Origin of the sequence: Flavobacterium sandaracinum (genome assembly GCF_004349135.1) — a bacterium.
GTDB classification, from domain to species: Bacteria; Bacteroidota; Bacteroidia; order Flavobacteriales; family Flavobacteriaceae; genus Flavobacterium; species Flavobacterium sandaracinum.
The window spans coordinates 69751-93482 of the sequence record NZ_SMFN01000011.1 but is presented as its reverse complement, the minus strand read 5'-3'; the positions used below and the strand labels follow the sequence as shown (position 1 = coordinate 93482).

Below are 23732 nucleotides of genomic sequence, written 5' to 3'. Positions count from 1 at the left end.
AAAAATACAGTAAAAAATTGAACATAAGCTACAAGTGAATCTTTTTGTAGTTAATCGTTATATTTGTCAAATAATACAATCGTAAAATCAAGACTACAGTTATCTTTTCGAAATTTCATCTCTAATCTTAGCGGCTTTCTCATAATCTTCATGGGAAACGGCCTGATCAAGCAGTTCATTTAATTCCTGTAAACTGTGTTTCGAGTAGGTTTCTCCAGACTGATTGCTTTCTTCTTCTCGTCCAAAAGTATCTGGATTAGAAAGTACATCGTCAATTTCCTGAGAATCTTTATTTGGATCTAACGGATTTGACTTCAAATAAATGCCGGCTTTGTCCAAAATGTTTTTGTATGTAAAAATGGGAGCATTAAAACGCAATGCTAGCGCAATGGCATCGGAAGTTCTTGCATCAATAATCTCTTCAATTTTATCTCTTTCACAAATGATACTGGAATAAAAAACACCGTCAACTAATTTATGAATAATGACTTGTTTGACTACGATATCAAAACGTTCTGCGAAGTTTTTGAACAAATCATGAGTCAAAGGACGTGGTGGTTTTATTTCTTTTTCCAAGGCAATGGCGATGGATTGGGCTTCAAAAGCACCAATGACAATGGGTAATTTTCTTTCACCGTCAACCTCATTCAAGATCAAAGCGTAGGCTCCGTTTTGAGTTTGACTGTATGAAATTCCTTTTATAGATAATTTAACTAAGCTCATAATTGTTTTGATGGAAAAGTACAACGTACTTTTTTTTAATAAAAAGTAAGTAGCAATTTGAGTAAAAAAAATGCTACTTAAAAGCAAAGATACAAATATCTTGATTTAAGTAGCATTTTAAATAATGTAATGATATATTTTTCCTTATTAATTCTGAGCCTTGAAAGCTTTGAATTTTTCAATTAATTGTGGAACAATTTCAAACGCATCTCCCACAATTCCGTAGTCAGCCACTTTGAAAAATGGTGCTTCTGGATCGCTGTTGATAACGACTTTTACTTTAGAAGAGTTGATTCCTGCAATGTGTTGTATTGCTCCAGAAATTCCAATTGCAATATAAAGGTTTGTCGCTACTGGTTTTCCAGTTTGTCCTACGTGTTCTCCATGAGGTCTCCATCCTAAATCAGAAACTGGTTTTGAACAAGCCGTTGCAGCTCCAAGAACTGTAGCTAATTCCTCTACCATTCCCCAATTTTCTGGACCTTTTAATCCACGACCTGCCGAAACTACAATATCAGCATCAGCAATGGAAACTTTTCCAGAAACTTTTTCAACTGATTCTACTTTTACACCAAAATCATTATCTCCAATGGTTGGGTTAAAATCTTCTTCCGTTAATGTTGAAGGTGTTTCAAAAATTCCATAAGAGTTTTTAGCAAGTCCAAGCACTTTTACTTCTGTTGCGATTTCAGTAATATTGAATGCTTTGTTGGAGAACGCCGTTCTTTTTACCTGAAAAGGAGAGGTTGAAAGTGGTAATCCAACCACATTTGATGCATATCCAGCTTCTAAAGCTACTGAAACAAGTGACGAAAGGTAAATACTATCCGTTGTAGATGAAAGCAAAACTAATTTTACGTTTTCTTTTTCTGCGGCTTGTTTGATGACATCAGCGTAAGCTTTTGCTGTAAATCCTGATAATTTATCATTGTTTACTTTTAAAACTTTGTCTACTCCATATTTTGATAATTCCGAAACATCTCCTGCATTTACCGTTACAGCAGTAACCGTTGTTCCTAACGTTTCAGCTACTTTTTTCGCATAAGAAGCTAGTTCGAATGCTACTTTCTTGAATTTACCTTCTGCGTATTCCGCGTATATTAATATTGACATAATGATTTTAGATTTAAAGATTAAATAATTGAAAAATTTAAAGATTTCAAAAATTCGTAATTCGTAATTTTTAATTCCTAATTATATTACTTTCGCTTCGTTGTGTAATAAATTGATTAACTCATCTAAATTGTCAGCAGCAATTAATGTCACCGCTGATTTAGGAGCTGGTTTTTCAAACTTTACTGCTTTCGTATTTACAGTAGCGTCAACTGGTTCCAGAATTGTCAATGCTTTTGTTCTTGCAGTCATAATTCCTCTCATGTTTGGAATACGCAAGTCTTTTTCCTCTACTAATCCTTTTTGTCCACCAATAATTAAAGGCAAAGACGTAGCGACAGTTTCTTTTCCTCCGTCAATTTCACGAACTGCTTTTACATTAGTTCCATCCACAGTAAGACTTGTACAAGAGTTTAGGAAATTGTATCCAAGAATTCCAGCGATCATTCCAGGAACCATTCCGCCATTATAATCTAAAGATTCTTTTCCGGCGATAATTACATCGTATCCTCCATTTTTGATTACTTCGGCAAGTTGTTTGGCAACGAAAAATCCGTCAGTAGGAGTTGCGTTCACACGAATGGCTTCGTTAGCGCCTATTGCTAATGCTTTTCTTAAAGTTGGTTCTGTTTCTGGTCCTCCAACATTGACAACAGTAACGGTTGCGCCTTGTTGTTCTTGAAACCAAATTGCACGTGTTAAACCAAATTCGTCATTTGGATTAATCACATATTGAACGCCGTTTGTGTCAAATTCAGAATCGCCGTTGACAAAGTTAATTTTTGAAGTAGTATCAGGAACGTGACTGATGCAAACTAATATTTTCATACCTATATATTTAATTATTCGTAATTTCTTTTACAAATTTAAAATATTAATTTGAATAATATACTATGCGTGCATAATATTTTTAGTTAACTACTACGTTTTCGTTACTTTACAGTTTAAATTTAATATTTAGTAAATAATAACCTGTTAGTGATTGTGAAATTCTTTCCTCTGTAAAATTATCAAATCGAGTTAGCGAGATTTGTTCGTAATTTTTAATGTTCAAAATATCGTGTGCTATTATGCTTAATTCGACTTTTGACTTTGGGAAATTTATACGGAGTCTGGGACTGAGCTGATAAATTTCGTTAGATGAAGTGGAAGCGCTTATTTTTTTGTAAGAGAATTTATTTACGAATGATATAGTATTGGAGATTTTAAAACTTGTTTCAATAAATGGATTTAATATTGTAATATGATTATTAAAAAAGACATCTTTATATACGTCTTTTGATACAGCCACTCCGGTTTCAAATTGTAAACTGGTTTGTCTTAATCTTGAGATAAAAGATATATATCCAGAAGTCGATTCTGTTTTTAAATTTTGATTAAGGTTATTTGAAAATAAAATTTTAGAACTAGAGGAATAGGAAGCACTTGCTCTAATTGAAAAGGGAACGAAAGAAAGTGTTTTCTCTGAATAAAGCATCGAGTTAAAATGGTTCTCAAATGGAGCCAGCTGATATTGAATCAAATTTACCGCTGCATCGGCACTGGAGTTATTGGAAATGATATTTGTTGCCTTATAATATGAAAGATTAGAAATAATGGATAATTTTCTTTTATTGTCAAAATAGAAATAATCAATTCCTACTTGATTGTTTGGTGATACACTGTTTAATCTAAGATTTACATTTGAGTAAATGGTTCTGTAATCACTAATAACACTGTTTGGTATTAGATTTTCTGCTTGTATGAGGCCGATGTTTCTAGAAAAAGATAATTTGATATAATGATTGGAGCTAAAGTCTGTTTTTAAGCTTATTTTGGGTGTAAATAACCACTTTGTATCGGTTGAATTATCCATTTTAAATTGAATTCTGGAGTAGGATAAAGCAGATGAGAATGTCGTTTTGGCTGAAAATTTAAATTTAGTTTGTAATCCAAAACTTTGAATGCTGTTTTCTGTGACTACGTCATTTTCAAATTGCGAAAACTGCTTTTCGGTACTTTTATAATTATCTTTTCTTGAAGAGGACTCCATGAAAAGTGAGTTAGCTGTTTTTTTTACATTGAAGGTGTAATTGGCATTCACATCTATATTGTTCTTGTTTAAGTCGCTATTCTGAATGATTTTGTAAGCATTATTCTCAAAGTTTAAAGCTAAAAAAGGAAGGTTGGATTTGATATTTAAAAGGTTTGATTTTTTGAGAATTTGCTGTTTTAAAGAAAAAGTAAAGCCTCTGTTATTTTCGAAAAGAGTAGCGAAATTCAATTGATGATTGAATGTGTAGTCTGTTAGTTCTGTCGCATTATTTAATTGGTTAGCGTTGTTGTCAATTTCAATTGAATTGGTTTTATTTATGCCCGAAAAGAACCCTTTATAGCTGATTAATGTTTTTTCATTTGGTTTATGGGCAATATCTATAGAGGAATTAGTAAAAACGGTTTCTTCAGTACTAAATCTGCTGTCTTTATTGGAGAAAACACCAGAGTTGGAGGAGTAGAATTGCGTATTTGACTGTTGTTCAATTTGATCTACACTATTAAAAATCGAGTAGAAGTTTACCTGCGTTTTTTTATTGGGTGAATACTTCAGATTTAAACCAGTGAAATAGGAGGATCGTTCTTTTACATTATTGCCAATAGTTAAAAACCGAGGTAAATTATCATTTTTCGAAAATGTGGTTTCACCAATAGTACCCTCTTCTTTTTGGTTTGTAAATTTGGTGTAATCGTCAATGTTCATGGAAAGTTCCCCCGTATTATTAGAATCGCTAATCAGACTAAATAACGTTTTTTTGCTAAAATTGAATAGTGTGGCGTGTACTTTATATTTGTTATCGCCAGCTCCCGCGGATACGTTTCCTGTAAGTTTATTTTTAAATTGTTCTTTGATGTTGATGTTTAATGCAGTAATCTCAGATTTATTGTTTTTTTTAATAGTATTAAATTCAGTATAGTTTTTTATTAATTCAATATTTTTAACCATTTCAGCAGTGATGTTTTCGGTGGCTATTTTTTGTTGATTAATAAAAAATTCCTCTCCATCAATTAACAGTTTGTCTACTTCTTTTCCATTTGCCTTGATTTTGCCTTGCGAGTCTATGTCTAAGCCGGGTAATTTTTTGATGACATCTTTCAAAGTTTCTTCGGTACCATTTAGAAATTTTTCAATCCGGTATCTTAGTGTATCGCCAATTTCAGTCATTCCCGCAGCCTCGTTCTTAATGATTACATTTTCCAGATCAATTTTGTTTTCTTCGAGTGTAATTTTGCCTACGTCTAGCAAATTATTTGTTATTTCAATTTCCTTTGTGAAAGACTTTAAACCCAAATAACTTATTTTTAGTATATATAAACCTTTCTTGTATACCACTAGGCGAAAATTTCCTGAAGTGTCAGAAAAGGAAAAAGCGAAAATTTGATCATTTTTAATATCTTTTAATTGTATAGTTGCCTGACTTATTGGTTTACTGGAGATGTCCACGACTGAACCGGTCACGTTATTTTGAGAAAATATAGGTACAGCAAACAATAAAAAAAAGCAGAGAAACTGCTTTTTTAGTGAACAAATATCCTGAAAAAAATGAATCATTATTTGTTACTTTGTTTCGAATAGTCACTGAAACTCATTTCTGTAGCTCTGTTGTTAGGTTCTTCGATTGGTGTGTTTTCTTTGTTGAAAACCAATTTGTCAAAAGTTAAAACTGTAATGTCACTAATCTCCACTTGTATTATGAATCCGGGTAAGCCGCTGTAGTGCATGGGTCCATCGTTAATTGGTATATCTTCAGTGTACCAAGCAACGATGGATTGATTGGAGTTGAATGTGGTATTGATTGTTGTTGCTTTTTTACAAACATAACCGTTAATAGTTTGGCTTTCGCTAATTAATTTCCATTTAAATACGGGTAATGATTCTTTTATATTTATGTCCTTATTATCTTGAGTAAAAACAATTTTTAATTTTTTTAAGTTGAAATCTTTAAATCTATTGAAAGAGGAAGGTCGACTTATGGACGAAGTTGTTTGGTGTTTTATTCCATATTTTTCAATATAGGTTGTATCAATTGAGGATTTTTCGTTAGAAATTAAATTTTGTATTGATTTATTTTCTGAATATAGATAGGAAAAAATCATTGGTTTAAGTGCTTTGTCAGAAAGTGTTGTCTCGTCTCCAATTCCTTTAATTGGTTTTTCTATAAGAATTGCCTTTAGAGTTTGTGCAGTTGTAAAATTAAAAAACAATATAAGTACGATTGAAAAAAAATTATAATTCATATGTGGTTTGATTAAAAAAATGAAAGGGAGTTTCACCCTTTCGTATTTGTATATTTAAAATGTTCGGTTTATTCAGCCGCTAAGGAATACCAAGTGCAATGATAAGTAGTTGTAACGGTTGTTACGCCATTTAAACCATTATAACTTGTAGATTCTGAAACTTTATAGCAAAACCAAACATCTTTCTCTTCTAAAGTGTTCGTTTTTGTATTTTCTTCTCTTGTTATTGGTAATTTTTCAGTGTTGCTAACAGTTTTTGACTCGTTATTGGCTACCGCTAATCCAGAAAAAGCAATTAATGCAACTGCTGTAAATAATAATTTTTTCATAGTATAATGTTTTAAGGTTATACATGCTAAATAAAAAAAAAAAAAACAACTCTTGCAAGAAAAAACTTGATTTTTTTTATAATTTTAAATTCAAGTTAGTTGTGTTTTTAAAATCGTTTATAATCATTTGTCAGTTCTAGTAAAACTATCATACTAAAATAATTAAGGTTTATTACATCGATTTCGTAGCCCGGATAGTAGCGGCATCCTTCCTGTGGCTCCTTTAGCCACAGGAAGATACAGCGGATAGCCGGAAATAGCTCCTGAAAATTATCATAGTAAATGCTAAATTAATTTAGCGTGATTTATGCTTTTAAGTGATATAAAATATTTATTTTTGCTTTTCGAAAATTATCCTTCGACTGCGCTCAGGAGGACAAAATATAAAAAAATATGAGAACGATACAATTTAGAGAGGCCATTTGCGAAGCGATGAGTGAAGAAATGCGTCACGATGAGTCCATATACTTAATGGGTGAAGAAGTTGCTGAATATAATGGTGCCTACAAAGCATCTAAAGGAATGCTTGCTGAATTTGGTGAGAAAAGAGTAATTGACACTCCTATCGCAGAGCTTGGTTTTACTGGTATTGCAGTAGGATCAGCAATGAACGGATGCAGACCGATTGTGGAATACATGACGTTCAACTTTTGTTTGGTAGGTATTGACCAAATCATAAATAACGCTGCCAAAATGCGTCAGATGACTGGTGGACAATTTAATGTGCCAATCGTTTTTCGTGGTCCAACAGCTTCGGCAGGACAATTAGGAGCGACACACTCACAAGCTCTTGAAAACTGGTTTGCTAACACTCCAGGTCTTAAAGTGGTGGTTCCATCTACTGTTTATGATGCAAAAGGATTGTTGAAAGCGGCTATTCGTGATAATGATCCTGTGATTTTCATGGAATCAGAACAAATGTATGGTGATAAAGGAGAAGTGCCAGATGGCGAATATGTAATTCCGCTTGGAGTGGCTGATATCAAACGTGAAGGTACTGATGTAACTATTGTTTCTTTTGGAAAAATCATCAAAGAAGCTCATATTGCTGCTGATGAATTAGCCAAAGAAGGAATTTCATGTGAAATTATCGATTTGAGAACCGTACGTCCTATGGATTATGAAACGATTTTAACGTCGGTTAAAAAAACAAATAGATTGGTAGTTCTTGAGGAAGCTTGGCCTTTTGCTAGTGTCGCTTCGGAGATTACGTATATTGTTCAAGAGCGCGCTTTTGATTTCTTGGATGCGCCTATTCAACGGATTACAACTGCGGATACTCCAGCACCTTATTCTCCAGTTTTATTGAAAGAATGGTTGCCAAATGCGGGTGACGTTGTAAAAGCGGTTAAAAAAGTAATGTATAAAAAATAACTGTTTTTGATGCATTCTGCTTTAGCTACAATTTAACAATTGGCATGTTAAACCACGAATAATCAAATACTGTAATTAACTATATTTGAAACTTCATCAATATCTTTGATGAAGTTTTTTTTTTGAATGACTATGAAAAAGAATGTCTTGTTTCTCTTGGTTTTTTTGTTTGTTTCCGCAAATGCCGTATTTGCACAAACAAAAGTAAGCGGTGTTGTGGTTGATAAGCAAAATCAGCCGATTCCTTTTGCTAATGTAGTTTTCAAAGGTTCCAGTGAAGGAATTGTGACAAATGAGGATGGTAAGTTCTATCTTGAATCGCAAAAAGCATACTTCACCTTGATTATTTCCTCAGTTGGATTTTCTGAAAAAGAAATAACGTTAGACAAGGCAGTAAATTATAATTTTAAAATTCAGTTAAGTGAAGCCGAAAGCTTAAACGAAGTTGTTGTTTTTGCAGGGAAAACATCAAAAAAAGATAATCCAGCGCTAGATATTCTAAGAAAAATTTGGGAAAGAAAACGCAAAAATGGACTGTATTTGTACGATCAATACCAAATGGAGAAGTATGAGAAAATAGAATTTGACATGAATTCTATTGACAGTGCTTTCATGAAAAGCAAACTTTTCAAAGGGATGGAATTTATTTTCAATCAAATGGATACTTCAAGAATTACGGGTAAGACGTACCTGCCCATTTTTGTCAACGAATCCTTGACTGATGTTTTTGGAGATAACAAACTCAAGAAACTGAAAGAGAAAATAAAAGCCAGTAAAACATCTGGTTTTAACGGAAACCAGCAAATTCTGACTTTTGTAAAGGACTTGTATTCCAATTATGATATTTACAATAATTACTTGACTTTTTTTGATAAAAGTTTCACCAGTCCGTTATCTAAAACAGGGATTGATGTGTACAATTACGTGTTGAAAGACAGTGCTTATATTGATGATAAATGGTGTTTTAATATTGTTTTCTATCCAAGACGTAAAAACGAGTTGACTTTCAAAGGTGATTTTTGGGTCAATGATTCCACTTTCGCTATCAAGAAAATAAATATGGCGGTGACCAAAAGTGCCAATATTAACTGGGTAAAAGATATTTATTTAGAGCAAGAATTTGAGGTAGTCAGCGATTCTGTTTTTTTATTGACAAAGGATTATTTGATGTCGGATTTTGCTTTAAATAAAAAAGAAAATTCCAAAGGAGTTTATGGAAAACGAACCACTTTTTACAGAAACCATCAGTTTAATAAAGAAAAACCGGTTGCTTTTTATAAAGAGGAGGTCAATTACATGGATGCCGATGTTTTTAATAAATCAGAGGAATATTGGGATGAAAATCGATTTGAGAATTTGACTAAAGATGAATTGGGCGTGTATAAAATGCTCGATACGTTGCAAACGGTCAAGAAATTCAAACAAATTTATAGCACAGTGCAAGTTTTGGCAAGCGGCTTTTTACAGTTTGGAAATTTTGATTATGGACCTATTTTTTCCACATTTGGTTATAACGAAGTTGAAGGGGTTCGTTTGCGAGCGGGAGGAAGGACGTATTTTGGAACCAATGACACTTGGCGTTTGCAAGGGTATACTGCGTATGGTTTTAAAGATGAGAAATTCAAATACGGATTGTCTGGAAAATGGATGGTCGATAAGAAAAAACGAATCATTTTGTCTGGAGGAAACAGACGGGATATCGAGCAAATTGGTGCGAGTTTGACGACTACCTATGATATTTTGGGACGAAGCTTTGCCTCTTCTTCTGTATTTTCATCAGGTAATAACGGAAAATTGACAAACATTAATCTTAGCAATATTGCAGTTGAAATAGAGCCGGTTAAAAATTTGATTTTCCAAACTGGAATTTCCTATCGCACGCTCGAGTCTGCTTCTCCTACCTTTAGTTTAGATTATTACACCGATATTGCAAATGCTGTAACAAAAAGCGATGTCAAACAATCAGAAGTTAATTTCCAGGTTGAATACACTCCTAAAAGAAAAACCATTGGATTTGCGGTAGAACGGGAGAATGTCGATAGTCCGTACAGTCGCTTTTTTGTCAATTATAGTCATGGTTTTAAAGGGTTATTGGATAGCGATTTCAAATATGATAAATTGCAATTATACTACAAACAGCCTATTATCATAGGGCCTTTAGGTCGCACGAATATTATTATGGAAGTGGGAAAAACGTTTGGCACTGTTCCTTTGGGATTAATGAGCGTTATTCCAGGAAATCAAACTTTTTTTACGCTGGAAAATACGTTCAGTAATCTTAATTTTTATGAATTCTTATCAGATCAATATGCTACTTTACAGTGGAATCACAACTTTAATGGGCGTCTTTTCTCGAGAATTCCATTCATGCGCAAACTTAATTGGAGAGAAATTGTATCGGTAAAAGGGGTTTATGGTACTATTTCGGATGAAAACAGAGCGATTAATGCCTCTGGTTTAGCCTACAATGCACCCGAAAAAGTGTATTGGGAATATAGTGCCGGGATTGGAAATATCTTTAAGCTGATCCGTATCGATTTTGCCTGGCGGGGGAATTATCTCAACACGCCGGATACGAATCGTTTTACGGTAAAAGGATCGTTTGGGTTTAATTTTTAGGAGCTATTCCTACCTAAGCTCTAGTATATACGATGTCTTTTTAAAAAGCGAATAAAAATCACATTCTAAAAAGGATGTCGTTCCCCTCCGGGCTAAAAAAAGATGAAATTATGAAAGAAGCCATCAATTATCTTATAAGTAAAGACGCTATTTTCAAGTCTATTATCGACCAATATGGAATGCCTGTCATCCCGAGAAGACCACAAGGTTTTGAAACTTTAGTCTTATTGATCTTGGAGCAACAAGTGTCCATTGATTCCGCTAAGGCTACCTTTTTAAAAATAAAAGCCAGTCTAAAAGTCCTAGAACCAGAGATTTTGCTTCCTATTTCGGAGGAGGAATATAGGAATTTTGGCGTAAGCCGTCAAAAAACGTCTTATATCAAAGCTTTGGCGACAGCCATATTAAATAAAGAGCTTGATTTAGAAAGTTTGCCTTCAAAAACAGCAGTACAAGTGCGTGAAGAACTTATCAAAATCAAAGGAATAGGCAACTGGACCATTGATGTCTATTTAATGTTTTGTCTGCAAGACCCGGATTTATTGCCATTGGGAGATATTGCGGTCGTAAATACCATTAAGGAACTGCTGGATATTCATGATAAAGAAGCTATGGAAGTTCATTCAAAGCAGTGGAGTCCCTATCGTTCTATGGCTACCTATCTTTTGTGGCATCATTATTTGAATAAAAGAAATAGAACCGTAGTGTACTAAAGTACTCATTGTTAAAATTTAATGTAGAGATAACAGTAATTATTTATTGTAAAAAGAGATAGTTTCCTTACTTTTGCACCCATAAATATAGAAAAGAAAAAACTAAAATGACTGCAGACAAATTAACAACTTTCGATGTCTTAATCGAAATACCAAGAGGAAGTAGAAATAAATACGAATATGATTTCGAAATAAAAAGAATGCGTTTTGACCGAATGTTATTTTCTTCGATGATGTATCCTGCTGATTACGGATTTATCCCGGAAACATTAGCATTAGACGGAGATCCATTAGACGTTCTGGTTTTAGTAAACGAACCTACTTTTCCTGGATGTGTAATGGAAGTAAAACCTATCGGTGTTTTTCACATGGCAGATGATAAAGGACCAGATGAAAAAGTAATTTGTGTGCCAGTTTCAGATCCAATTTGGAATTCACTAAATGACTTATCAGACATGAATCCTCATTTATTAAAAGAAATTGAGCACTTTTTCCAAGTGTACAAAGACCTTGAAAACAAAAAAGTTGATGTAGGTGGTTGGGGAGATGTAAATGAAGCGTATGCAATTATTAAAGAATGTACGGAGCGTTTTAATCAAATTGAAAATAAACCAGAAGGATTATTTAGCATCAAATAATTTTACATCATAATTTTTACAAAAAAAGCAATATTCTGTTAAGAGTATTGCTTTTTTGTTTAAATTCGTTTCGTTACACTATTAATATTAACCAAAAACCAAACCAAAATTATGAATACAATAATGATTTATTTGCCAATAGCCATGGCATTTATTGGACTGGCATTTATGTTTACAAAACGAGCATGGGTTTTAAAGCAAGATCCAGGTGATGGTAAAATGAAAGAAATTTCGGATTACATTTACGAGGGCGCCTTGGCCTTTCTTAATGCGGAATATCGCTTATTAACGTTCTTTGTTATTGGTGCCAGTATTGTTTTGGCGGGAATTTCATTTATCGTTCCTACTACACACATATTAATTGTAGTTGCTTTTGTTTTCGGTGCATTCTTCTCGGCTTTAGCGGGGAATATGGGAATGAAAATAGCAACAAAAACAAATGTTAGAACTACGCAAGCTGCACGCACAAGTTTACCTCAAGCGCTTAAAGTTTCTTTTGGCGGTGGAACCGTTATGGGATTGGGAGTTGCGGGTTTGGCTGTTTTAGGTTTAACTACTTTCTTTATATTTTTCTTTCATTTTTTTATGAATGGCGTTTGGACTTCAACAGAAGACATGACTATTGTTCTTGAAACACTGGCTGGATTTTCTCTTGGTGCAGAATCTATCGCTTTGTTTGCTCGTGTTGGAGGCGGAATTTATACTAAAGCTGCCGATGTTGGAGCGGATTTAGTTGGTAAAGTTGAAGCTGGAATTCCTGAAGATGATCCTCGTAATCCTGCTACAATTGCGGATAATGTGGGTGATAATGTGGGTGATGTTGCCGGAATGGGTGCCGATTTATTTGGTTCTTATGTAGCGACTGTTTTGGCGGCGATGGTTCTTGGTAATTATGTTATCAAAGATATGGGTGGAAATATTCAAGATGCTTTTGGCGGAATTGGACCTATTTTATTACCAATGGCAATCGCTGGTTTTGGAATTTTATTTTCGATCATCGGGACAATGTTGGTAAAAATTACGGATGATAATGCCAAAGAAGCACAAGTTCAAAAAGCATTGAATATAGGAAACTGGGTTTCTATTCTATTAACTGCTGTCGCTTGTTTCTTCTTAGTGCAATATATGTTACCAGAAACCATGAAAATGGATTTCTTTGGCGAAGGGACTAAAGAAATTTCGTCTATGCGCGTTTTCTATGCGACCATCGTTGGACTAGTGGTTGGAGCTGTTATTTCATCGGTAACCGAATATTATACTGGTTTGGGAACAAAACCTGTTATGGCAATTGTGCAAAAATCAAGTACAGGTGCAGGAACAAATGTAATTGCAGGTTTAGCTACGGGAATGATTTCTACATTCCCAACCGTCTTATTATTTGCAGCTGCAATCTGGATTTCATACGCATTAGCAGGATTTTATGGTGTGGCTTTGGCGGCTTCAGCAATGATGGCTACAACGGCAATGCAATTGGCAATCGACGCTTTTGGACCTATATCCGATAATGCGGGAGGAATTGCGGAGATGAGCGAATTACCTAAAGAAGTGCGTACTAGAACAGATATTTTAGATTCTGTAGGGAACACAACGGCAGCAACAGGGAAAGGATTTGCAATTGCTTCGGCAGCTTTGACTTCATTGGCTTTATTCGCGGCGTATGTTACGTTTACAGGAATTGACGGGATCAATATTTTTAAAGCACCTGTTTTAGCGATGTTGTTTGTGGGCGGAATGATACCAGTAGTTTTCTCAGCTTTAGCGATGAACTCTGTTGGAAAAGCTGCAATGGATATGGTGTATGAAGTACGTCGTCAGTTCAGAGAGATTCCTGGAATTATGGAAGGAACTGGAAAACCAGAATACGCTAAATGTGTTGATATTTCTACCAAAGCCGCTTTGCGTGAAATGATGTTGCCAGGAATTTTAACTATTGGTTTCCCAATTGCCATTGTGTTGCTTGGGAAATTAGTTTACGCGGATAACAACCAATTAATTGCTGAAATGTTAGGTGGTTACATGGCTGGAGTTACCGTATCCGGTGTACTTTGGGCAGTGTTCCAAAATAATGCTGGTGGTGCTTGGGACAATGCCAAAAAATCTTTTGAAGCAGGAGTGATGATCAATGGCGAAATGACCTATAAAGGTTCTGATGCACACAAAGCAGCGGTAACCGGAGATACTGTTGGAGATCCGTTCAAAGACACTTCTGGACCATCAATGAATATTTTGATTAAATTAACGTGTTTGATAGGATTGGTTATTGCTCCGATTTTAGGGAATGGAAGTCATACCATTTCTGATAAAGCGGCTTGCTGCGCTTCGACTGAAATCTGCACGTCTATGTCTAAAGAAGAATGTATGGCCAATGGTTGTGTCAGTAAAACATGTAAATTTATGGATGCAGCAGCAATGCCAAATCATATGATGTCAAAAGAAGTTTCTATCGAAAAAACAAATGTTGATGGAAAAGTAAAAGCTACAATCAAAACAACCATTAACGGGAAAGAAAATATTCAAAGTTTTGAAGGAACTGATGCAGAAGTTCAAGCTAAGATTGATTCTTTGAAATAATATAAAGTCTTGTAAATAATAAATGCCTCGCAAATTTTGCGAGGCATTTGTGTTTCAAATTATAAATTTAATGTTCTAATGCATATTCTTTGATTAAAGTTGAAGCTGGAATATGAAGTGTTTCTGTTAAAACTCTAATTTGTTTAATTGTTAAAGCTCTTTTACGTTTGAAAATTTCAGTAACTCTAGAACGACTGTTTAAAATCACCCCTAAATCAGCATCTGTAAGTCCGTTTTGCTCCATCATGAACTTTATTGCTTCAATAGGATCTGGCTCAGGAATAGGATAATGTATTTGTTCATATTTTTCTATAAGGGTAACTAGAATATCTAATTCATCACCCTCATTCGTGTTTGGTTTAGCATCAAAAAGAATGTTTATTCTCTCTAGAGCTAAATCATAATCTTTTTCTGTTTTTATAGGATTTATTTCCATTTTATAAGTTTTTAATATCTTTCAAATTGTCATATTCAACATGAGTTCCAATAAACAAAATATAGACAATTTGTGTTACATAATTAATTTTCACGATTAATCGATAATGGTTGCCACAAATATTAAATATGACTTTATTATTTCCAATAAAATCAGCTGAACCAAAAATGGATTTTATAGAATTCGAATTCTCAAATACTTTTTTATCAAATACCTGATACCAAGCTAATAATTGCTGTTTTGAGTTTGGATATTGTTCCCAAAAATTTTGTAAGGTTCTTTTTGCGATTATTCTCATACGTTATTTTCTACGTCAAAGATAGCTAAAAATTCCCTATTTGGGAAAAGTAATTTTTACCTTTTAATTTATACTTATTGAGATGCGAAACGGATGTAGATTTTTGGAAAACCTCATAAACAATTATGCCCCGCAATTGCGAGGCATTATTGTTTGTATGTATTTTTATTCCGTTATTGCTCCCTCTCCTTCGTAGAGGATTGGGGAGACGATTCTAAAACAACCCATTCAACTCAGCATCAATGCGATTAAAAATGGTTCCTAAATCTTCTGGATTGTCCACAAAATTGATGTTATCCACATCAATAATCATTAATTTTCCTTTGTCATACGTTTGAATCCAGCCCTCATAGCGTTCGTTCAAGCGACTCAAATAGTCAATAGAAATGGAGTTCTCGTATTCACGACCACGTTTATGAATTTGCCCTACTAGATTAGGAATGGAACTTCTTAGGTAAATCAATAAATCAGGCGCTTTTACAGTAGATTCCATTAATTCAAAAAGAGAAGAATAATTCTGAAAATCGCGATTGGTCATCAAGCCCATTGCATATAAGTTAGGTGCAAAAATATGTGCATCTTCATAAATAGTTCGGTCCTGAATGATTTTTTTACCGCTTTCGCGAATTTGCATCACCTGACGGAACCGACTATTCAAGAAATAAATTTGTAAATTAAAAGACCAGCGCTCCATTTGATGGTAAAAATCATCCAAGTAGGGGTTGTCAACCACATCTTCATAATGCGGTTCCCACTTAAAATGTTTCGCTAATAAACGTGTCAAAGTTGTTTTTCCAGAACCTATATTTCCTGCTATTGCTATGTGCATTATGGTATTGTGATTTTATAATTTGTAATTCCTGTTGCTGTAAAAATAGATAAAATTTGGTCCTTGTAATAGAATTTTTTAAACGTTTTTTCTGAAATTTCAATTCGAGTTTTGGTCTCTTTTTCTAAATCATGTAAAATCAAAACGGAGTTCTTAGAATACATAAATTGATTTTGATTAATAATGGAAATGGAATCAAAATCAGGAACCTTCCCATTACTGGTTATTTTTCCAAAAATATCACTCATGTACCAGTTGTTTTTAATGTCAATCCAATGAAAAACATTGAAGTCAGAAACATAATTCTTGATGCTTTCTGTAAAAGGTACCGAAATGGTTTTGTAAGTAGCACTTAAATAATCATAAAGTCCCAGCTGCTGATTCATACTGTTGTATACCCAAAGCTGATTTTGAGAGGCTATTCCAATGGCCGTTGCTACGATTGGAATTGGATTTTCTGAAAAATTAATTTTTTGTGTTTCATTCAATTGATTGTCTAAAGTGACAACGGTGTTGAAATTTTCATAAAACAAGACAATTTTAAGCGGATTTTGTAGGTCAACTTTAGTGATTTTGCCTAATGAAACATTTTTATATTCTAAAGTTTCTCTTTTATTTATCTTAGAAAAAACATTGTTATTAATCGTGTAATAAAAACCAAAAGAATCGTATCCTAAAAAGGCATCTCCATTAAAACGAATAGAGTCCATTTTTACAAGGGATGGCTTTGGGTTTTGACCCAAAACGATTGCTGAACAGCAGATAAAAATCCAAAGTATTCCATATTTCATGAAGGTAAAAGTACAATTAAATCTTTTCTTAATTCCAAAGACCACATTTATTCTATTATTCAATAGGAGTTGATAAAAAATATATAATTCCTAAGGGCAGAGTAGTTTGTACCCTTGATTTCGAATGTTTATAATTTCTATTGAGCCATCTTGATCTAATTTTTTTCTTAGTTTAGTTATAAAAACATCCATGCTGCGAGTGGTGAAAAAATCTTCATTTCCCCATAAAAGATTCAATATAATAGACCGTTCAATTATGCGATTTTTGTTTTGATACAAGCAATGTAAAAGTTCAGATTCTCGATTGGTTAGCTTTTGTATTGTATTTTGAAAAACTAACTCTTGTTTTGTCCTACTAAAATTGTACTGCCCAATGGCAAAGATTGTATCCTCTGAAGCTATTTCCTCTCTGTTCAATAAAGCATGTATTCTGACAATTAATTCTTCCATGCTAAATGGTTTTTTTAGGTAATCATTTCCTCCACTTTTAAATCCTTCAATTACATCTTGTGTCTGTGATTTCGCGGTAAGGAAAATTATTGGAATATGTTTATTTGTTTTTCGGATTTCTAACGCAACACTATAGCCATCTTTTATAGGCATCATCACATCTAGGATTAATACATCAGGTTTGACTTTGTAAAAAGTATCCATGGCTTCTTGTCCGTTATGACAATGTAAAACTTTAAAATTCCTTGTTTCAAGACTTTCTTTTATAATTTGAGCCAGCGTTTCTTCATCTTCTGCAAGCAAGGCTGTTATTTTATTTTGTGTCATTGAAGTAGATGCTAAAAGTGGTTAGAGCAGGACTACATTCAACTTGAATGTTTCCGCCGTGTTTTTCTATGATTTTTTTAGTGTAGAAAAGGCCAATTCCAAATCCTTTTACAGTGTGAATGTTCCCCTGCGCTTCTCTAAAAAATTTGTCGAAAATATAAGATAAATTTTTCTTTTTAATACCATTTCCATTGTCGCTCACACTTATTTTTAATTCATCATGGATCTTGTCCAGATTAATTTTTATAGCATCGCCTCCATGTTTTACGGCATTATCAATTAAATTTGAAATAGCATTTTCAAAATGAAAGAGGTCAATATCAAGTAAGATGCTATCATGGTTGGTTTCGAATGTGAAAATTTTATTAGGATTTGACTTTGCAAAAGTATCAACTAGCTCGTACAATAGTGTTACAATGTTTTCCCTTTGTTTCTCTAATTGTAATTGTTCATTCTCTAGGTAAGCAGTTTCTAAAAATTTTTCGACTAATATTTCAAGTTTTTTTAATTGATTTTGCGAGATTTCAATGTAGCGATTTGTTTTGTCAAGATCCTTTTCATTGTTAAAAAACTTTACTCCTTCTAATGCGGCAGAGGCAGTTGTTATTGGTGTTTTAAATTCATGAGTTATATTACTGATTAAATCGTTTTTAATGGCGTCAATTTTTTTCTGTTTTCTTATAATTTGAACTAAATATAGTAGGCAGCTTATAACAGATAATGATAGAATGAGTGATAACAGTATTCCTGCTAAACTGTATTTAAACAATACATATTTTGGATTTGAAAAGCGTACAACAAGTTCTTCGTTTTTAGGCAGGTATTTTGAGTTCGACTTTATTTTTAAAGGTAAAATAGAATTACTATCATTTTTGTAATGATCAAAAAGGGCGTTTGAGCGGTAGTGTTCTATTGTATAGGAAAGTTTAATATCCTTATCTTTAAGTTGATTATCGAATGATTTGCTTACCAAGAGGAAATCGATAGAATCTCTTACAGTTGCAAATGAAATAATGTTTTTTTTGTTTTTAAGGTTTGTAATGCTGTCAAAATTTTTAATGCCTTTTAGTATTCTTGTTTTTAAATTTTTGTTGTGGGTTTTTATTTTTGTTTGAACCTTGTTTTTCATCAAATCATTATGTGATGATGGAAGGGAATCCGCAGTAACATCATAACTTACCGTCAGGTTTGGCTTCGTTTTAATGGGCTTATTTGTAGCCTTCATTTTGCGCTTGGAGATTTCCTCCTTAAAAACATCGCTTTTAATTACCTGCTCAAAAAAATCAGACTCACTCTGGGTTGTATCTTGATTGATAAAGATCACGTAATCATCTTTAATGTCCAATTCATAATAATTTGCAACACTTTTTTCAAATGCTGTTTGCACGTCATTAAGCAGTATTTGCTTGTTTTCTTCGTAGTTTTTTATATTCCAAAACAATTGAATGGCAATTGTTACAACTATTACAACAGTTATAAAATAAACTACAAAATTGGATTTTACATTTTTCATTTCACAAAAATAGTGACTTATTGATCAATATAAATGTGGTTAACAAACGTTAACTTTCATTAACCATTTGCCATGAATAATAGTGTTTGCTTTGTATTCTAAACAAAAAAAAATACTATGAAACGAATATTTAGCTTATGTATGGTTGTCTTGAATTTTGCATTTTCTACTTCAATATGCTCTCAAAATTTTCAAGGGATTGCACATTATGAATACAAAAAAGATATGGCTGGGAAGGTTACTTTTCAGACTTCAAATGGTTCTGAAGCATTGGATCAAGATATAATGCAAAAAATTCAAAAGAGTTTTGAAAAAACTTTTGAATTACGTTTTAATCAAACAGAAGCAGTTTACCAAGAGCTTCAAAAGGTTGCTATGAAAAACGGTTCAGATAACGCTACAGTTGATAAGTTGTATTCAAACTTGTTTCAAAAGGTAATGATTGAAGAAGTTGAAAACGAGTGGGACTCCAAGAAATATTTGGTGAGAGATAGTTTGTCAAGTTACAATTGGACACTAGAAAATAGCACAAAAAAAATAGGTGACTATGAATGCTATAAAGCAATTGCTATTGTGAAAGTTTCAGAAAAAGATCTTACTGATTATGTAGATCAAATTTCAAATAATAATTCAAAGAGTGTAAATTTATTAGCTGCAGTGCCACCAAAAGAGAAAATTATTATTGCTTGGTATGCACCTGCTATTTCAGTGAGTCATGGTCCGGAAAAATATCAAGGGCTGCCTGGATTGATTTTAGAGGTCATTGATGATGGTGCTATTTGGTCATGTTCAAAATTAATTTTAAATCCGTTAAAAAAGATTATTGTCAAAATTCCAACAAAAGGAAAATTCATTTTTAAAATGGAATATGATATTTTAGTTGAAAAACAACTAGAAACGATGAAAGACGAAGACGGTGTGATTCAATTGCAAATTCAGGAGGATTAAACCATTTATAATTTTTCGTGTCTTAATGGATAATTCTAGACAGTTGTAACAAAAATAGTGTTTCTCAGTCTTATTTATCAAAATCCAATAGTTATGTATAAAGTAATTTTCACATTAGTATTAGCAGTGGCATCATTCATGGGACTTCAAGCTCAGGAATTTCAAGGAATGGCGGTTTATGAATCGAAAACGAGTACTTCCGATTTTAAAACTCGAATGGAGGGTAATAAAAATATGACTCCAGATATGCAAAAAATGATTGAAGAAAGAATGAAGAAAATGTTTGAAAAAACGTTTATTCTTAATTTTAATAAATCGGCATCAATTTACAAAGAAGAAGAAAAACTTGACGCTACCGCACAAGCTGGTGGTGGAATGCGAATGATGAGTTCGATGACTGGCGGTGGCGGAACCTATTACAAAAACGTAAAAGAGAAATCCTATACTATTGATAAAGAGTTTATGGGAAAAGAGTTTCTTATAAAGGATTCATTACCCAATTTACAATGGAAGATGGAAGGGGAGACCAGAGTGATTGGTGGTTACACGTGTTACAAAGCAAAGGCTGTAAAAGCGCCAAGTGCAACTGACTTTAGAAACTTTAGACCTAAAAGAGAAGAGGCCAAGAAAGAGGAAGATAAAAAAGAATCAGACAAGCCTACAGCTGAGAAGAAAACTAATTTTCTTGATGCTGTAGAATTGCCAAAAGAAATTACGATTACGGCTTGGTATACACCAGAAATCCCGGTAAATCAAGGTCCAGAAGGATATTGGGGATTGCCGGGATTGATTTTGGAAGTGAATGATGGTAAAACAATTATTTTGTGTTCTAAAGTCGTTTTAAATCCCAAAGAAAAAGGAGAAATTAAACCTTCAACTAAAGGAAAAGTGATTTCTCAAAAAGAATATGACGAAGCAGTAGTGAAAAAAATGGAAGAGTTTAGGGAAATGAACCAAGGTCGAGGCGGTAGAGATGGTGGAATGCAAATTCGTTTTGGAAATTAACTAGAAATCACTATCCATTAAATACTATCAGATGAAGAAAATTTTATTGTTTATTGCCCTTATTGTAGCATCAATTACTTACGCACAAAACATTCGTTTAGAAGGTGTAATTCAAGATATAGGTAAATCGCCTTTAGAAATGGCAAATGTTATGGCGGTCAATCAAGCCACCAAAGCTATGGATGGCTATGCAATCACTACGGATAAAGGGAAGTATGTTTTGAACTTAAAGCCCAATACTGCTTATGTGATTAAGTTGAGTTACCTTGGAATGCAAAATAAAGAAGTCACTGTGACAACACTATCAGAAAACATGGTGCAAAATATTACTATGGAATCTGGCGGGATTGAATTAGATGGCGTCGAAATTGTGCGCGAAATGCCCGTTTCTATAAAAGGCGATACGATTGTTTATAATGCCGATTCTTTTAAAACAGGTGAAGAGCGAAAACTAGAAGATGTTTTTAAAAAATTGCCAGGATTTGAAGTAATGGCGGATGGTCAAGTACAAGTGGAGGGAAAAAAAGTGGCTAAACTATTTGTTAACGGAAAGCCATTTATGGAGGGAGATACCAAATTAGGCTCAAAAAATATACCTTCGGATGCTGTAGATAAAATTCAAGTAATGCGCAATTTCAATGAGGTTTCTCAAATGAAAGGCCTTGAGAACAATAACGATGATATTGCGCTAAATATCAAACTTAAAAAAGGAAAAGATAAGTTTTGGTTTGGTGATGTAAGCGGTGGTTTAGCGAATGACAAAGGGTATATTTTTAATCCAAAATTATTTTATTATTCCCCAAAGACGAGTATCAACTCCATTGTCAATTTGAATACTATTGGAGAAGTCTCCCTAACTTCTGCTGATTTTTTTAGAATAACTGGTGGTGCTAGAAATACAATTGGTAGAAGTGGAACTACATTGAACTTAAATCGAAATTTCTTTGGGCTTTCTGGCGGCGATAATGTTGCCAAGGCCAGCGATAAATTTGGTGCTTTAAATTTGAATCATTCCGTTTCTAAAAAATGGACTTTATCTGGTTTTGCTGCCTATTCGGCTACATTTAATCAGTCTATTACAAATTCTGAAAGAGGTATTTTTGAACCTAATACCACAAATATAGCGACCTTAGAAAATAGAAAAAATAAAACGGATTCTAGAAATAATGCATTTATTGCCAAATTCGGGTCTAAGTACAAAGCAAATGATAACTTTCAGTTGGATTATGATGCGTTCTTTAGAAAAAATGATCAACAAGATGTGGATAATAGCCAAACGGATTTTAGTTCGATGAACAATGGTTCAATGGTGTCAAATTCTAATACGGTTATTGCTTTTCAGAAACAAGCTCCGGTATCATTCAATCAGAGTCTTAATTTATTCTATACGCAAAATCCAAAAAGTACATGGGTAATCGAGATGCAGCATCAATATGAGGATGAAGATCCTTTTTATAATCCGCAGCTATCTGTTAATCCCTATCAAAATAGTACCTCGCAGGATCCGAATGATCCAAGTGCTGTTTTTGTAAATGAAAACACTTTAAATATTGAACAGTCAAGGTTTGTTAAAACCAATAAATTAGATGCTAAAGTTGATTATTACTATCAAATTTCAAATAAAAGTATACTGAATCTAACGGCAGGAAATACAAATGCTTTCCAAACCTATAATTCAAGTATTTTACAAATTTTAGAAGACAATTCTGTTAATCCTGTAGAACAAGCGGCCTATAACAATGATGTTCGCTATACTTTTAATGATGTGTTTTTAGGGGTGCATTATAAATTTATTGTGGGCAAGTTTACTTTTAATCCAGGTTTTTCAATTCATCAATACAACACAAACAATCAACAGTTTGCTAATCCGTTTCAATTAAATTTCACTCGTTTTTTACCGGATATGTTTGCGCGTTGGGATTTGAAAAAATCTGAAAATGTAACGTATAATTTTAATGTAAGAAACGGATTCAATGATGTAAATTCGTTAGTTGAAGGTAATATTTTTACTAATTTCAACAGCATTGCAAGAGGTAATGCACAACTGGAAAATTCTCTTGTTACTTCGCATAGATTGAATTATTCCAAATATAATTTATACAACTTCACAACAATTTTTGGGAATATTGGGTATACGACAACAAAAAATCCAGTGGTAAATGGAATTTCATTCCAAAGTATTTATTCTACGTCAGACCGTTTAAATTTAGATGCAGAAAATGAAAGTGTAAACGGTAATTTATTTTACTCCAAAAGTTTTCAAAAGTATTACAAAGCAACAGCTGGTATTAATGCCAGTTGGAACAAAAATTTTGTTTTAAACCGAAGAATAGTAGGTGGCAATACACAGGAATTCATTCAAGGAATTGAAAATGTAAATCACGGCTATAACCTTGCTTTGGCAACACAATTTAAGAAATATCCCAACATTGATTTAGGGTACCGAATTAATTTTTCTGAGCAAGCCTCTACTCGTTTCACAACGCAAACGCCAAGTGTCAAGCTGAATTATTATTTCTTAAATGGGTTGAATATCAATTGGGATTATTCATTTAATCGTTTTAAAAATGAAAGTACTGGAGTGGCCAATAATTTTAAAATTATGACGGCGAGTTTAAATTACATCAAAAAAGATTCAAAATTTGAATACAGAATTCAGGCTAATAATCTTCTCGATACAAGATCAAGATTGAATAATACGTTTAGCGTGAATGGTTTCAATGCCAATGAAAACATTATTTTGCCCCGATTCGTAACGTTTATTTTAAAGTATAATATTTAAT

General features: G+C 33.3%; 20 protein-coding genes. 8 read left to right on the top strand and 12 right to left on the bottom strand.

What is annotated here, in order from left to right; all coding sequences use genetic code 11:
• Positions 1 to 99: 99 nt before the first annotated feature.
• The 6 genes from E0F91_RS10570 to E0F91_RS10545 form a co-directional block, all read right to left on the bottom strand.
• On the bottom strand, positions 100 to 723 hold the full coding sequence (locus E0F91_RS10570) for a bifunctional nuclease family protein (RefSeq protein ID WP_132066511.1): 624 nt from the start codon (positions 721 to 723) through the stop codon (positions 100 to 102).
• Positions 724 to 870: 147 nt separating this feature from the next.
• Positions 871 to 1836 carry an electron transfer flavoprotein subunit alpha/FixB family protein gene (locus tag E0F91_RS10565; protein ID WP_132066510.1) on the bottom strand — a complete coding sequence of 322 codons (966 nt, stop codon included), beginning with the start codon at positions 1834 to 1836 and terminating at the stop codon, positions 871 to 873.
• 81 nt (positions 1837 to 1917) lie between these two features.
• A complete protein-coding gene (locus E0F91_RS10560; RefSeq protein ID WP_132066509.1) occupies positions 1918 to 2664 on the bottom strand; it encodes an electron transfer flavoprotein subunit beta/FixA family protein in 747 nt (248 codons plus the stop codon).
• A 109-nt stretch (positions 2665 to 2773) separates the two neighbouring features.
• Positions 2774 to 5329: a carboxypeptidase-like regulatory domain-containing protein gene (locus E0F91_RS10555; RefSeq protein WP_165930119.1), complete on the bottom strand. Its 2556-nt coding sequence runs from the start codon at positions 5327 to 5329 to the stop codon at positions 2774 to 2776.
• Between the two features lie 92 nt (positions 5330 to 5421).
• Positions 5422 to 6108, bottom strand: a complete 687-nt coding sequence (locus E0F91_RS10550; protein WP_132066507.1) for a GLPGLI family protein — start codon at positions 6106 to 6108, stop codon at positions 5422 to 5424.
• Positions 6109 to 6176: 68 nt separating this feature from the next.
• Positions 6177 to 6437 carry a hypothetical protein gene (locus E0F91_RS10545; protein ID WP_132066506.1) on the bottom strand — a complete coding sequence of 87 codons (261 nt, stop codon included), beginning with the start codon at positions 6435 to 6437 and terminating at the stop codon, positions 6177 to 6179.
• 393 nt (positions 6438 to 6830) lie between these two features.
• Here E0F91_RS10545 and E0F91_RS10540 point away from each other — a divergent pair, with 393 nt between their 5' ends.
• From E0F91_RS10540 to E0F91_RS10520, 5 genes are all read left to right on the top strand, one after another.
• Positions 6831 to 7811 carry a pyruvate dehydrogenase complex E1 component subunit beta gene (locus E0F91_RS10540; RefSeq protein ID WP_066082989.1) on the top strand — a complete coding sequence of 327 codons (981 nt, stop codon included), beginning with the start codon at positions 6831 to 6833 and terminating at the stop codon, positions 7809 to 7811.
• A 132-nt stretch (positions 7812 to 7943) separates the two neighbouring features.
• Positions 7944 to 10430, top strand: coding sequence for a DUF5686 and carboxypeptidase-like regulatory domain-containing protein (locus tag E0F91_RS10535; RefSeq protein WP_132066505.1), 2487 nt, complete (start codon positions 7944 to 7946; stop codon positions 10428 to 10430).
• A 110-nt stretch (positions 10431 to 10540) separates the two neighbouring features.
• Positions 10541 to 11143: a DNA-3-methyladenine glycosylase family protein gene (locus E0F91_RS10530; protein WP_132066504.1), complete on the top strand. Its 603-nt coding sequence runs from the start codon at positions 10541 to 10543 to the stop codon at positions 11141 to 11143.
• A gap of 107 nt (positions 11144 to 11250) precedes the next feature.
• Positions 11251 to 11781 carry an inorganic diphosphatase gene (locus tag E0F91_RS10525; protein ID WP_131909433.1) on the top strand — a complete coding sequence of 177 codons (531 nt, stop codon included), beginning with the start codon at positions 11251 to 11253 and terminating at the stop codon, positions 11779 to 11781.
• A 111-nt stretch (positions 11782 to 11892) separates the two neighbouring features.
• Entirely contained in the window at positions 11893 to 14352 is a 2460-nt protein-coding gene (locus E0F91_RS10520) for a sodium-translocating pyrophosphatase (protein WP_132066503.1), read from the top strand.
• A 67-nt stretch (positions 14353 to 14419) separates the two neighbouring features.
• Here the strand turns inward: E0F91_RS10520 and E0F91_RS10515 are convergent, their stop codons facing one another.
• The 6 genes from E0F91_RS10515 to E0F91_RS10490 form a co-directional block, all read right to left on the bottom strand.
• Complete coding sequence (locus tag E0F91_RS10515; RefSeq protein WP_132066502.1) at positions 14420 to 14788, bottom strand: helix-turn-helix domain-containing protein; 369 nt, start codon at positions 14786 to 14788, stop codon at positions 14420 to 14422.
• A gap of 1 nt (position 14789) precedes the next feature.
• Positions 14790 to 15086 carry a type II toxin-antitoxin system HigB family toxin gene (locus E0F91_RS10510; RefSeq protein ID WP_132066501.1) on the bottom strand — a complete coding sequence of 99 codons (297 nt, stop codon included), beginning with the start codon at positions 15084 to 15086 and terminating at the stop codon, positions 14790 to 14792.
• Between the two features lie 214 nt (positions 15087 to 15300).
• The gene (locus E0F91_RS10505) at positions 15301 to 15915 is read right to left on the bottom strand and encodes a deoxynucleoside kinase (protein WP_066082982.1); all 615 of its coding nucleotides are present in this window, start codon (positions 15913 to 15915) and stop codon (positions 15301 to 15303) included.
• On the bottom strand, positions 15915 to 16706 hold the full coding sequence (locus E0F91_RS10500; RefSeq protein ID WP_132066500.1) for a hypothetical protein: 792 nt from the start codon (positions 16704 to 16706) through the stop codon (positions 15915 to 15917). The genes E0F91_RS10505 and E0F91_RS10500 overlap by 1 nt, the downstream gene beginning before the upstream one ends.
• Before the next feature lie 90 nt (positions 16707 to 16796).
• Positions 16797 to 17483: a response regulator transcription factor gene (locus tag E0F91_RS10495; RefSeq protein ID WP_132066499.1), complete on the bottom strand. Its 687-nt coding sequence runs from the start codon at positions 17481 to 17483 to the stop codon at positions 16797 to 16799.
• Positions 17470 to 18996 (bottom strand): sensor histidine kinase, encoded by a 1527-nt coding sequence (locus E0F91_RS10490; protein WP_132066498.1) that lies wholly within the window; start codon positions 18994 to 18996, stop codon positions 17470 to 17472. Before E0F91_RS10490 ends, E0F91_RS10495 begins: the two co-directional genes overlap by 14 nt.
• 117 nt (positions 18997 to 19113) lie before the next feature.
• On the opposite strand from E0F91_RS10490, the gene E0F91_RS10485 reads away from it, so the two are divergent.
• The 3 genes from E0F91_RS10485 to E0F91_RS10475 all read left to right on the top strand — a co-directional run bounded on the left by E0F91_RS10485 (position 19114) and on the right by E0F91_RS10475 (position 23731).
• Positions 19114 to 19944 (top strand): GLPGLI family protein, encoded by an 831-nt coding sequence (locus E0F91_RS10485; protein WP_132066497.1) that lies wholly within the window; start codon positions 19114 to 19116, stop codon positions 19942 to 19944.
• 93 nt (positions 19945 to 20037) lie between these two features.
• A complete protein-coding gene (locus E0F91_RS10480; protein WP_132066496.1) occupies positions 20038 to 20949 on the top strand; it encodes a GLPGLI family protein in 912 nt (303 codons plus the stop codon).
• 31 nt (positions 20950 to 20980) lie between these two features.
• Positions 20981 to 23731, top strand: a complete 2751-nt coding sequence (locus tag E0F91_RS10475) for a carboxypeptidase regulatory-like domain-containing protein (RefSeq protein WP_132066495.1) — start codon at positions 20981 to 20983, stop codon at positions 23729 to 23731.
• The last annotated feature ends 1 nt before the right edge of the window (position 23732 follow it).

Excerpts from the sequence above, each read along its gene's own strand:
- E0F91_RS10570 (WP_132066511.1), bottom strand. The coding sequence starts at position 723 with ATGAGCTTAGTTAAATTATCTATAAAAGGAATTTCATACAGTCAAACT.
- E0F91_RS10565 (WP_132066510.1), bottom strand. The coding sequence starts at position 1,836 with ATGTCAATATTAATATACGCGGAATACGCAGAAGGTAAATTCAAGAAA.
- E0F91_RS10560 (WP_132066509.1), bottom strand. The coding sequence starts at position 2,664 with ATGAAAATATTAGTTTGCATCAGTCACGTTCCTGATACTACTTCAAAA.
- E0F91_RS10550 (WP_132066507.1), bottom strand. The coding sequence starts at position 6,108 with ATGAATTATAATTTTTTTTCAATCGTACTTATATTGTTTTTTAATTTT.
- E0F91_RS10545 (WP_132066506.1), bottom strand. The coding sequence starts at position 6,437 with ATGAAAAAATTATTATTTACAGCAGTTGCATTAATTGCTTTTTCTGGA.
- E0F91_RS10540 (WP_066082989.1), top strand. The coding sequence starts at position 6,831 with ATGAGAACGATACAATTTAGAGAGGCCATTTGCGAAGCGATGAGTGAA.
- E0F91_RS10535 (WP_132066505.1), top strand. The coding sequence starts at position 7,944 with ATGAAAAAGAATGTCTTGTTTCTCTTGGTTTTTTTGTTTGTTTCCGCA.
- E0F91_RS10530 (WP_132066504.1), top strand. The coding sequence starts at position 10,541 with ATGAAAGAAGCCATCAATTATCTTATAAGTAAAGACGCTATTTTCAAG.
- E0F91_RS10525 (WP_131909433.1), top strand. The coding sequence starts at position 11,251 with ATGACTGCAGACAAATTAACAACTTTCGATGTCTTAATCGAAATACCA.
- E0F91_RS10520 (WP_132066503.1), top strand. The coding sequence starts at position 11,893 with ATGAATACAATAATGATTTATTTGCCAATAGCCATGGCATTTATTGGA.
- E0F91_RS10515 (WP_132066502.1), bottom strand. The coding sequence starts at position 14,788 with ATGGAAATAAATCCTATAAAAACAGAAAAAGATTATGATTTAGCTCTA.
- E0F91_RS10510 (WP_132066501.1), bottom strand. The coding sequence starts at position 15,086 with ATGAGAATAATCGCAAAAAGAACCTTACAAAATTTTTGGGAACAATAT.
- E0F91_RS10505 (WP_066082982.1), bottom strand. The coding sequence starts at position 15,915 with ATGCACATAGCAATAGCAGGAAATATAGGTTCTGGAAAAACAACTTTG.
- E0F91_RS10500 (WP_132066500.1), bottom strand. The coding sequence starts at position 16,706 with ATGAAATATGGAATACTTTGGATTTTTATCTGCTGTTCAGCAATCGTT.
- E0F91_RS10495 (WP_132066499.1), bottom strand. The coding sequence starts at position 17,483 with ATGACACAAAATAAAATAACAGCCTTGCTTGCAGAAGATGAAGAAACG.
- E0F91_RS10490 (WP_132066498.1), bottom strand. The coding sequence starts at position 18,996 with ATGAAAAATGTAAAATCCAATTTTGTAGTTTATTTTATAACTGTTGTA.
- E0F91_RS10485 (WP_132066497.1), top strand. The coding sequence starts at position 19,114 with ATGAAACGAATATTTAGCTTATGTATGGTTGTCTTGAATTTTGCATTT.
- E0F91_RS10480 (WP_132066496.1), top strand. The coding sequence starts at position 20,038 with ATGTATAAAGTAATTTTCACATTAGTATTAGCAGTGGCATCATTCATG.
- E0F91_RS10475 (WP_132066495.1), top strand. The coding sequence starts at position 20,981 with ATGAAGAAAATTTTATTGTTTATTGCCCTTATTGTAGCATCAATTACT.